Here is an 8,873-nt window from a genome sequence, read left to right as displayed (position 1 = left end):
AAACGGTTGTTATAACAAGTCACAAGGAGGTGCACGGTGAACCCTGAAACCAACCTACATGATGACTTCGGCCCGATCCTGGACGGGATCAGCATACCCGACACGGTGGTGTTGCCGCCGGAAGTGGTGATGCTCCTGCCGTGGATGAGCCTGGCGGAGTTGAAAGTGGTGATCGCTGCGGTTGCCCGACTGATGCAGGTGGGCGGTGCAGAACCGATCACGCTGTCGGAGTTTGAGATAATGACCGGGCTGGATCGTAAATCAGTGCTGGACGGCATCGAGCGGGCGGTGAAGCGGGGATTGCTGATTTCTTACTCGATTGGGAGAGATGCTCAGGAGCAAGAGATTGTGGTGTTTGACGTTTACCCGAGATTTCAAAAGCAACAGGGAGGGCAGGAATGAGTGGAGAAGCTTTCACGCAAGTTTGGGAGCACAGCCGAGCGAGGGGCAGGGGGAATGCTGTTGTATTTTTGGCCAGGACAAACCGAGAAGACGCCGAAAGAAGCTTGCGGCGTTGGGAGGCGAGCGATGGCAAATAACCAGCAAGACATCACTGACCTGTTTCGAATCGCCGTTCGCGGCGATGTTCTGATCATTCCCCGCGACTTCATTGCCATGACCGGCGACCTGAAATCTGCGTTGTTCCTGGCGCGGTGTGTGGCTTTAGCCCAAAGATCGCCTGATGCGACGTTCGCGCGTTCGAGCAAGGAGTGGCAGGAAGACCTGTTTTTCTCGCGCCACGAGGTGGATGCCGCGCGGGAAAAGGTTTCCCGGTGGGTAAAGACTACTCTGCGCAAGGGATCAAGCGGCGGTCCGACAATGCATTACACCGTAGATTTTGAACAAATAAACCAGGATCTCGGAGGCACCCATGAGAATCAGTGATGTGTTGATTTCGGTTGGCTACCCGGTAGCCTACTATCCCAGGCTGGCAATTGCGGTTGGGGGAAACCGCCCTGGCATTTTCCTGTGCCAGATGCTCTACTGGTACGGCAAGGGCAACGATATGGACGGCTGGGTCTGGAAAAACAGCGACGAGATCGAAAACGAGACGGGTCTATCCTACGACGAGCAGGTAACCGCCCGAAAGCAACTGTGCAATCTTGGCATTCTCGAAGAAAAGTATGACCGCCTGCGCCACCAGATGGCATTCCGGTTGAATCTGGATGCACTGGAGGCCGTCTGGCAGGAAGCGGTCAAAAATCATCCCGAGTGGCAAGGCGAGAGTGGCACAAAAAGTGGATTTGCTGATTTTTCCGAAAACCGAAATTCGGTTTTCCCGAATTCCGACAAAACGGAGTCTGACCCCGTTTTGCCAAAATTCCCGAAAACCGAAAAACGGCATTCGGGAATGCCGAAAAACGGCTTTCGGGAAAGCCGAAAAACGGCATTCGTTAACTTAACAGAGACTACAACAGAGAATACAACAGAGACTACAGAGATTAACAACAACAGCGGCGAATTCGCGAATTCCGATGTTGCTGTTGCTGCTGCTGTTGTTGATCAAAAAACTAGAGAGGATCTAATTTTACCGAAGGGGGTGTTACAAGGCCTGCGAAAGATTGGGTGGGTTGGAAAGATTGACGAGATTGCAGCGTATTACCGCACCAACCGCAAAGCGTTTAAAGCCTGGTTGGACTGGGCTAAAAAGCAACCTCAGGAATATGCCGCCGCCCGTTTCCTGACCGGTCTGCGTTCTGGGCTTCTGCCGCCGCTGGACGGGGAAGACCGCACCGATGGTCGTCGCTTTGTGGTGGGTGAGTATGCCGACTACGTCCGGCATTAGGCGGGGTGGCTGATGATTGCCGAAAAATACCTGCCGTTATTGGGCAAGATCATCCGCCATGCGCGGCGGGTGCAGCGGGAGTTGGGGCCCGGGCATCCGGAGTTGCTGTATCATCGGGCGCTGCTGCATGAGTTGCGGGGGAGTGGGGACTGGAAGGTGTCCTACAAGCCGCACCTGAAAGTGCGGTATGGCGGGCGGGTGGTCGGTGAGGTGGTGCCGGATCTCCTGGTGCGGAAAGGCAATGCGACGGTGCTGATCGAGTGCAAGGTGGTGGGGGGTGGTTTTGAGCAGGTGGATTTCGACCAGGTGCGGCGGTATCTGCGGGTGTGGGGTGGTGATGCGGTGGGCTTGCTGTTGGGCTTTGGCGGTGAGCGGTTAGAATTTCGGCGGGTGTGGATGGAGTGAGGCGAGATGAGATTTGCGAATCGGGTGATGCTGCAGGGGTATCTGGAAGTGGAGCGCATGGAGCAGGTGGTGCTGGACGAGAAGAGCGGACTGCTGGCGCCGGTGATCCGCGGCTGGCTGTGGACGGACACGGCGGGGCTGGAGCGGCATCGGGTGGTGCTGGCGGACAAGCCGGCGGTGGGGCTATTGGAACTGCTGCGGCGGTTCAACCCGACGGAAGGGGGCAGTGCGCTGGTACGGCTGAACGGGCAGGTGTTCGAGGTGACGCACCTGGACGGCAAACCGTTCGTGGCGGTGGAAGGGCGGTTGGTGGCTGGGGTGGTGAACGTGAAGCACATGACCCTGCTGTCGACACCGGAAGCGGGGCTGCTGCGGCTGCTGACGGATCACCGTTTGCGGGAGATTGTGTACCTGTGGGAGGAGGTGAGAGAGGCGGATCGAGCGCACATGTATCGGCTGGTGCAGGAGATACGGGAGCGGCGGGAGGGGGAGCCCCTTGGCCTGACGGCCTTGGGGCATGGAGCGCCTGACGGCGCCGTGGGCGGCCTGACGTCCACGCCCCCCACGGACGGGCGCGAAGCGCCGCGTCCTCAGGGGGCGGGACGGTGAGTCCGCCGGTGAGCGATGCGGAAGTTGCGAGGAGGTGATGCGATGATTGCGGCGATCGTGAATGCGTTGGTTCCGCCGGTGGAACTGCCGGCCGTGCTGGAGATTGAGCGTGCGGCGTGGGCAGAGGTTGAGCAGGCAGTAGCGACGGGCGTGCCGCACTATATCCGACATGGTGGCACGGCGAAGTTACTCGGTGTTCCACCTAATGACGGGTTTTACAGCCCAAAGATTGGAGATGTCTACCTGGTGGTACGGCTGAAACCGGGGACTGCGCCGCGAGGGGTGGATGTCGAGGCGCGGGTAGAGGATCTGGAGGTGCTGCGGGTGGAGGTGCGGGGATGAGATTGCGTGATAAGCGCTGGTATGTGGCGTATGGTCTGGTGATTGGACTGATTCTGTTTGGGATGGTGCGGCTGATGGAGGGCTGGCTGTGGGACACGAAGGGACTGACCGGCCTGCTGCTGACGCAGGGGCTGGCGGTGCTGTTGGGCTTTGCCTTGCATGAGGGCTTGCACCTGATGACGGCACTGAGGCACGGGGTGAGCGCGGGGAGCGTGAGGGCGGGGTGGTTCAGGTTTTGGGTGCTGGAGCCGGTGGAGGTGAGGGTGTACCGGCGGGTGATGCTGGCGCCGCTGGTGCTGCCGGTGGTTGTGGGTGCGCTGATCATGCCCTTTGCGGGTGTGCGCCGGGGGCTGGTGGTGGCGTTGTTGTGGCTGCTGGGGAGCGCCGATGACCTGGCGGATTGGGTGCGGCTGTGGGGAGTGAAGGGAGCGGTGACGAATCGGCCGGGAGAGGGATTGAGGCTGGAGGTTGAGAGATGAGCGATTTGGAGCAGTTCGAGGTCTGGCTGCGGGAGCAGGATCGCAGCGTACAGACGGTGCGGGGGTACCTGGCGGACTTGCGGCAGTTTGCGGCGTGGTTCGAAGGGACGAACGGGAAGGATTTGCAGGTGGAGGAGGTGACCCCGGCGGACGTGCGGGAGTATCGCGGGTGGCTGCAAACGGTGCGGCAGGCCGGTGCGGCGACGGTGCGTCACCACCTGATGGCGATCCGGGCCTACTGCCGCTGGGGGATGGCGATGGGGCGCATCGAGCGCGACCCGACGGTGCGGGTGAAGATGCCGCGGGAAGAGAAGCTCTCGCCGGGATGGCTGACGAAGCAGGAGCAGTACCGGCTGGTGCGGGAAGCGGAGCGTGGGATCGGCGCGGCGGCTACCGAAATGCGGCGGCGGTTGGCGGTTCGGGACTGGGCGCTGGTGGTGTTCCTGCTGAACACGGGGCTGCGCATTGCCGAGGTGTGCGCGCTGAAGTGGGAGGACGTGCAGATGGGAGAGCGTTCGGGGTGGGTCATGGTGCGCGGGAAGGGGAACAAGACCCGCCGCGTGCCGCTAAACGGTGAGGCGCGTAAGGCGTTGAAAACGTGGCTGGAGGAAAGCCGGGATGAGCAGGGGAGCGTGTTCGACCTGACGCCGTCGGGGGCCTACCGGCGGCTGGTGGAGCTGGGCAGGCGTGCGGGGGTGGAGGTACACCCGCACACGCTGCGGCACACGCTGGCCAAGAACCTGGTGGATGCCGGGGTGGGACTGCACGAGGTGGCGGCACTGCTGGGACACAGCAGTTTGAACACGACCCGGGTGTATGTGACGCCCGGAGAGCGGGATTTGGAGCGGGCGGTGAAGGTGCTGGAGGGATAGGCCATGTTCAGGTTGGAAAAGCCGGACGAGTTGAAGCAGGTGGACGACCTTGACCTGGTGCGGATGACGCGGTATGAGGTGCTGGATCGCTACGGTGTGCTGCCCATGCACTACCGCGCGCAGGTCATCCGCGAGCAGGTGTTGACGCCGGAGGTGCTGAAGGACATGATTGCGAAGGTGCTGGCGATGCCCGAGGGCGTGAAGAGGGGGCGGTTGGTGTGGGAGGCGCTCCTGCCGCTGGTGCCCTTGCAACCGCATGGGCTGGATCGCTTTGATGTCCAAAATGCGGCGATGGAGACCCTGCGCCGTGAGGAGCAGCGCTTTGAGTTCGAGAGTTCGGCGTGGTGGTGGCGGCTGCGGGTGGTGCATGGGATCGAAGACCCGACGGCATGGGTGGTGGAGCAGAGGACAAACAGGGCAAAGGGCTGGGCGAGGCGGGTGCTGGCAATGGCGTTTGGAGATGCGGGTTTGTCGCTGATGCGGGCATATCAACTTGCGGCAAAATGCGAACAAGCCCTGGCGAGGCGCAAGGGATGGCTTGTGAAAACCGATTGACGTGGGAGCAGGAATCTGGTAGAGTAAATGTAGCAAATATGGCTACATATGGAGGCGGAGATGACGTTTGTACCCTATCGTGTTTTGCGCAACACTCCGGGGGAACTGCGTAAAAAACTCAAGGAAGCCGGGCATTTGGTGGTCACGGGAGAGGGCGAACCTTTTGCGGTGATGGTGTCCGTTGAACCCGGCGAGGTCGAGCAGGTGTTGGAAATCCTACTGCGACTGCGCGCCCAGCAAGCCGTGCGCCGAATGCGGGAAATCGCCCAGGAACGCGGGTTGGATCGGTTGAGCGAAGCAGACATCGAAGCCGAAATTCGAGCAGCGCGCAAGGAGCGGAAATAGGGCATGCGCATCGTTCTCGATACCAACGTGCTGGTGTCGGCGTTACTCAACCCTTTTGGTGCGCCGGGGCGGGTGTTGGACTTGATCCTGGCCGGGGCGGTGCAGATTGTGTACGACGATCGCATTCTTGCCGAGTATCGGGAGGTGCTCGCGCGCCCGCGGTTTGGGTTTGAGAAGCGGCATGTACAGCGATTGATGGAATACCTGATCTTTACTGGTGAGGGGGTGAGCGCTTCTCCGCTGAACGTGGATGCCCCCGATGTGGATGATTTGCCCTTTGCAGAGGTGGCCGTCAGCGGGAATGTGGATGCGCTGGTGACGGGAAACCCGGAACACTTTGCGTTTATCACCCATCCGCCGGTACTTTCGCCGGCGGAGTTTCTACAACTGTGGCTGAAGCGGAGCACATCATGACCATGGCATTTCGCAAACACAACTACGATCTGGGCAACTTTGAGCGCTGCGAGGAGCACGGGTGTCCGTTGGTGCAGGTGGCGCAGAACGTTGAGCCGAAGTGCCTGCTGGAGTGGGTGGTCGAGCAGGCGGCAGAACGGGCGGTGGTGGACATCCTTCCGCCGAGCGAGAATCCCGAAGATTACCCATACCCGTCCCTGGTGCTGGAAGGGGGGATGGTTCTGCCGGTGGTCAAAGCGCTGGACACGGGAACGGGGAAGGCGGCGGAGGTGAACCTGTCCCTCACGGGGTGGCAGGTGAGCGAGGTGGCGTACGTGGTGAGCGAGGGGCCGGGTGGGCACATGGAATACGTGACGGTGGAGATGACGGATGGGCGGCATGCGCCGATCCTGGCGGGGCTGAACCTGGACACGTTGATCTACTTGCTGGAAGATGCGCAGTTTCGAAGCATTGAACCGTGAGAGGTGAACCATGAACGAGACGAGTGTGACGAACGTCTAATCCAATCGAGCCGGGCTGGTGAGCCTGATCCTGGCGGTGATCGGCGTGCTGCCGCTGTGCCTGGCGAGTTTCGCAATTGGCCCGCGCGGGCCGATTCTGCTTTCGTTGCCCTCAGGAGCGCTGGGGTTGGGGGCGGTGGTGTTGGGGGTGATCGGTCTGCGCCGTCCGGTGCGGCGGTGGGCAGCCGTGGTGGGTTTGCTGCTGGGGCTGGTGGTGCTGATAGGGGCATTGTGCACGCTGGCGGCGGCAGGTGCGGTAGCCGGTTTGCAGGGGCGGTAGAATCATGGCATGCGGCTTATCCGTGTGGATCCACCCAGGCGTGTGTATCGCTGGTATGTGGTGGCGGTGCAAGCGACGCTATTTGAGCCTTGGGCGGTGGTGTGCGGGTGGGGGAGCCTGCGCACCCGCTACGAACGCTGGCGGATCATCCCGTGCGGCTCGCGGGGAGAGGCCGAGGAACGCATGGCCACGATCGTGGCGCAAAAACGGCGGCGAGGCTACCGCGAGGGATGAAAATCTTATGCGTAATATTAAGCCTGCGAAAAATTGGTGGTTGCACAACCATATGACGGGACGACCCTCGCCAGGCACCCGGAGAGCGACCTGTGGCTGGAACGCTGGACATGGCCAAATGGGGTTTCAAGAAGCGGGTATGTAGCGGGGTATTGATGCTGAATTTCCCCTGGCTGGCGCGACGTTATTGACAATATACATCACTTAATGTAAAGTGGTGTAAATCCGGATTGGAAGGTGAAGCATGGAGCGTTATCAGGTCTTGCTTGAACCTGAACAGCGTAAGCGATTGGAGCGGATTGCACGGCGACAGCGGCGAACCCTGGCCAGCGTCTTGCGCCAGGCCCTGGACGTAGGGCTGGATGCCCTGGAACGCCAAACGGACGTTTGGGAGCGGCGGGAGCAGATTCTTGCCAAGTGGCGTAAGGAACAGGCCGATCTACCGCGGATTGAGACGGATTTGATCCAGGAAGCCCGCCAGGAGCGGGATGCCGACATGGAGCGAGTATGGCGGGGCGAGCCGTAATTGACGCCAATGTCACCCTGGCGCTGTTCCTGAACCTGCCGTATTCCGATAGTGCCTATCGGCTCATGGAGCAGTTGAAAAAGCAGCGTCAAGCCTTATATGCTCCGGCACTGTGGGGCTATGAATGCGCTAACGGGTTGTATAAGGCGGTGCAACTGGGAATGATCTCTCTGGCCAAAGCGGATGAAGCCCTGGTTGATCTGGATGGGATGGCCATTGAGCAGGCTATGCCTACGGTGGAACTCCACCATGCAGCCCTGCGCTGGGCGGAGCGTCTTGGGCAGAGCAAAGCGTATGACGCGCAGTATGTCGCACTGGCCGAGAGTCTGAACGCCGAGTTGTGGAGCGCCGACCAGCGCTTGATCCATGCCTTGCAGGCGCAGGGCGTATCCTGGGCACACTGGATCGGGGAGGTGTCATAGCATGGCAACGGAGCCGCTGCACATTCCACATGTTGGTCACTGGCATGCCTACTGCCCGTCCTGTGGGGCGGTGATCCCGGTTGGGGTGATGCTGCCGGACTCTTGCCCGCACTGTGGGTCAAGCGGGGGAAACCTGGTGGTGCTTCCCGCGGGGTTGGACGAGATCGCACGAGGGAAACGGGCAGGGGAAGCGAAGGAGGTGGACGGAACGGTGATCTCCCCGGATGGCTAGAGGCAGGAGGGTCGGTACGGCTTGACCCGCCTGAGGCATGGGCGGGAGGGAAAGAGGCGCGGAGAGGGGGAAAGAGTATGGGGGGCTGGACGGTATCCCCAGTTTTGAAGGTGGAACAGTAACACCAGTTTGCAAATTTGTAAATTCCCTTGCGCGATGAAGCAATTTTCTCTATCTTGAAGTTATGAGACTCAGTAGAGCGAAAAAAGCAAGTATGTTGCCTTACGGTCACCAATGGATTGCCTGGCGCTGGCGTGGTCAATTCTGGCCACGTGTCATTCTGGCAGTGAAGATACTGGCAGAAACGGGTGTTTCAACGGCGTTGGATTTACTGCTTCTGCTGTCCCAAAAGACCGGGTCCAGTCCAAGGGCAAATTCGTTGCGCAACGTAGTTTACGGTGCACTGGCAGATGAGCAGGTGGCTCATCGTATGGTGGAGTATTTTGCAATCAAGTTGCCGGGGACTGCGCCCGTCAAATTAAGTGTTCTCCGACTGACCGACTATGGCAAATCACTTGCCCGTGCGCTGGGGGTTGAACCGGTGGAGAGCGATTGGGAGAAAATCGTCCGCCTGCACAAGGGGGAAGAGCAGGAAGGACATGCCGCGCTGGTGCTTATGGCCGCCTACCAGGCACGTCTGCGGGGGTGGAAAGCCGAAGTGATGCCGTTCGATCCGCAGGAAACGCCCTGGTTCCAGCCCGACCTGAAACTGACCGACCCCGAAGGCTGGTTCTACTACTGCGAAGTGGAGACCCGATCACGGGATAATCCTGAAAAGTGGATGAGAATGCGGCAGGCAAATCTGATTGTCCCCATGCCGATCACGCGATACTGGATGGTGGAGCGCCTGAAAGCCATGGGCATCCCTGGGC

Annotated in this window: 18 protein-coding genes; all 18 read left to right on the top strand. The window is 60.4% G+C overall.

The window, feature by feature from the left end:
• Window positions 1–36: 36 nt before the first annotated feature.
• Window positions 37–402 carry a hypothetical protein gene (locus QYE77_RS14565; protein ID WP_315626212.1) on the top strand — a complete coding sequence of 122 codons (366 nt, stop codon included), beginning with the start codon at window positions 37–39 and terminating at the stop codon, window positions 400–402.
• On the top strand, window positions 403–885 hold the full coding sequence (locus tag QYE77_RS14560) for a hypothetical protein (RefSeq protein WP_315626211.1): 483 nt from the start codon (window positions 403–405) through the stop codon (window positions 883–885). It begins immediately after the preceding gene.
• Window positions 872–1,786, top strand: a complete 915-nt coding sequence (locus QYE77_RS14555; RefSeq protein ID WP_315626210.1) for a hypothetical protein — start codon at window positions 872–874, stop codon at window positions 1,784–1,786. The genes QYE77_RS14560 and QYE77_RS14555 overlap by 14 nt, the downstream gene beginning before the upstream one ends.
• A gap of 12 nt (window positions 1,787–1,798) precedes the next feature.
• Window positions 1,799–2,191 (top strand): GxxExxY protein, encoded by a 393-nt coding sequence (locus tag QYE77_RS14550; RefSeq protein WP_315626209.1) that lies wholly within the window; start codon window positions 1,799–1,801, stop codon window positions 2,189–2,191.
• A 6-nt stretch (window positions 2,192–2,197) separates the two neighbouring features.
• A complete protein-coding gene (locus QYE77_RS14545) occupies window positions 2,198–2,800 on the top strand; it encodes a hypothetical protein (RefSeq protein ID WP_315626207.1) in 603 nt (200 codons plus the stop codon).
• 42 nt (window positions 2,801–2,842) lie between these two features.
• Window positions 2,843–3,142 (top strand): hypothetical protein, encoded by a 300-nt coding sequence (locus QYE77_RS14540; protein ID WP_315626206.1) that lies wholly within the window; start codon window positions 2,843–2,845, stop codon window positions 3,140–3,142.
• Window positions 3,139–3,621, top strand: a complete 483-nt coding sequence (locus QYE77_RS14535) for a hypothetical protein (RefSeq protein WP_315626205.1) — start codon at window positions 3,139–3,141, stop codon at window positions 3,619–3,621. The genes QYE77_RS14540 and QYE77_RS14535 overlap by 4 nt, the downstream gene beginning before the upstream one ends.
• Window positions 3,618–4,493 (top strand): tyrosine-type recombinase/integrase, encoded by an 876-nt coding sequence (locus QYE77_RS14530; protein WP_315626204.1) that lies wholly within the window; start codon window positions 3,618–3,620, stop codon window positions 4,491–4,493. The genes QYE77_RS14535 and QYE77_RS14530 overlap by 4 nt, the downstream gene beginning before the upstream one ends.
• A gap of 3 nt (window positions 4,494–4,496) precedes the next feature.
• A complete protein-coding gene (locus tag QYE77_RS14525) occupies window positions 4,497–5,048 on the top strand; it encodes a hypothetical protein (RefSeq protein ID WP_315626203.1) in 552 nt (183 codons plus the stop codon).
• Window positions 5,049–5,108: 60 nt separating this feature from the next.
• Complete coding sequence (locus QYE77_RS14520) at window positions 5,109–5,393, top strand: hypothetical protein (protein WP_315626202.1); 285 nt, start codon at window positions 5,109–5,111, stop codon at window positions 5,391–5,393.
• Window positions 5,394–5,396: 3 nt separating this feature from the next.
• Window positions 5,397–5,807, top strand: a complete 411-nt coding sequence (locus tag QYE77_RS14515; RefSeq protein WP_315626201.1) for a putative toxin-antitoxin system toxin component, PIN family — start codon at window positions 5,397–5,399, stop codon at window positions 5,805–5,807.
• Window positions 5,804–6,268: a hypothetical protein gene (locus QYE77_RS14510; protein WP_315626200.1), complete on the top strand. Its 465-nt coding sequence runs from the start codon at window positions 5,804–5,806 to the stop codon at window positions 6,266–6,268. The genes QYE77_RS14515 and QYE77_RS14510 overlap by 4 nt, the downstream gene beginning before the upstream one ends.
• 58 nt (window positions 6,269–6,326) lie before the next feature.
• Window positions 6,327–6,587, top strand: coding sequence for a hypothetical protein (locus QYE77_RS14505; protein WP_315626199.1), 261 nt, complete (start codon window positions 6,327–6,329; stop codon window positions 6,585–6,587).
• A 9-nt stretch (window positions 6,588–6,596) separates the two neighbouring features.
• On the top strand, window positions 6,597–6,821 hold the full coding sequence (locus tag QYE77_RS14500; protein ID WP_315626198.1) for a WGR domain-containing protein: 225 nt from the start codon (window positions 6,597–6,599) through the stop codon (window positions 6,819–6,821).
• Window positions 6,822–7,065: 244 nt separating this feature from the next.
• On the top strand, window positions 7,066–7,347 hold the full coding sequence (locus tag QYE77_RS14495) for a hypothetical protein (protein ID WP_315626197.1): 282 nt from the start codon (window positions 7,066–7,068) through the stop codon (window positions 7,345–7,347).
• A complete protein-coding gene (locus QYE77_RS14490; RefSeq protein WP_315626196.1) occupies window positions 7,329–7,769 on the top strand; it encodes a type II toxin-antitoxin system VapC family toxin in 441 nt (146 codons plus the stop codon). Before QYE77_RS14495 ends, QYE77_RS14490 begins: the two co-directional genes overlap by 19 nt.
• Before the next feature lies 1 nt (window position 7,770).
• Window positions 7,771–8,001 carry a hypothetical protein gene (locus QYE77_RS14485; RefSeq protein ID WP_315626195.1) on the top strand — a complete coding sequence of 77 codons (231 nt, stop codon included), beginning with the start codon at window positions 7,771–7,773 and terminating at the stop codon, window positions 7,999–8,001.
• 214 nt (window positions 8,002–8,215) lie between these two features.
• Window positions 8,216–8,873 (top strand): hypothetical protein (locus tag QYE77_RS14480; RefSeq protein WP_315626194.1); only part of this gene is annotated, 658 nt, incomplete at its 3' end.

Source organism: Thermanaerothrix solaris (assembly GCF_032334255.1).
GTDB lineage: Bacteria > Chloroflexota > Anaerolineae > Anaerolineales > Anaerolineaceae > Thermanaerothrix > Thermanaerothrix solaris.
This window is presented reverse-complemented; position numbering and strand designations above follow the sequence as displayed.

Coding starts and splice junctions, on each gene's coding strand:
- QYE77_RS14555 (WP_315626210.1), top strand. CDS start 872: ATGAGAATCAGTGATGTGTTGATTTCGGTTGGCTACCCGGTAGCCTAC.
- QYE77_RS14550 (WP_315626209.1), top strand. CDS start 1,799: ATGATTGCCGAAAAATACCTGCCGTTATTGGGCAAGATCATCCGCCAT.
- QYE77_RS14545 (WP_315626207.1), top strand. CDS start 2,198: ATGAGATTTGCGAATCGGGTGATGCTGCAGGGGTATCTGGAAGTGGAG.
- QYE77_RS14540 (WP_315626206.1), top strand. CDS start 2,843: ATGATTGCGGCGATCGTGAATGCGTTGGTTCCGCCGGTGGAACTGCCG.
- QYE77_RS14535 (WP_315626205.1), top strand. CDS start 3,139: ATGAGATTGCGTGATAAGCGCTGGTATGTGGCGTATGGTCTGGTGATT.
- QYE77_RS14530 (WP_315626204.1), top strand. CDS start 3,618: ATGAGCGATTTGGAGCAGTTCGAGGTCTGGCTGCGGGAGCAGGATCGC.
- QYE77_RS14525 (WP_315626203.1), top strand. CDS start 4,497: ATGTTCAGGTTGGAAAAGCCGGACGAGTTGAAGCAGGTGGACGACCTT.
- QYE77_RS14520 (WP_315626202.1), top strand. CDS start 5,109: ATGACGTTTGTACCCTATCGTGTTTTGCGCAACACTCCGGGGGAACTG.
- QYE77_RS14515 (WP_315626201.1), top strand. CDS start 5,397: ATGCGCATCGTTCTCGATACCAACGTGCTGGTGTCGGCGTTACTCAAC.
- QYE77_RS14510 (WP_315626200.1), top strand. CDS start 5,804: ATGACCATGGCATTTCGCAAACACAACTACGATCTGGGCAACTTTGAG.
- QYE77_RS14500 (WP_315626198.1), top strand. CDS start 6,597: ATGCGGCTTATCCGTGTGGATCCACCCAGGCGTGTGTATCGCTGGTAT.
- QYE77_RS14495 (WP_315626197.1), top strand. CDS start 7,066: ATGGAGCGTTATCAGGTCTTGCTTGAACCTGAACAGCGTAAGCGATTG.
- QYE77_RS14490 (WP_315626196.1), top strand. CDS start 7,329: ATGGCGGGGCGAGCCGTAATTGACGCCAATGTCACCCTGGCGCTGTTC.
- QYE77_RS14485 (WP_315626195.1), top strand. CDS start 7,771: ATGGCAACGGAGCCGCTGCACATTCCACATGTTGGTCACTGGCATGCC.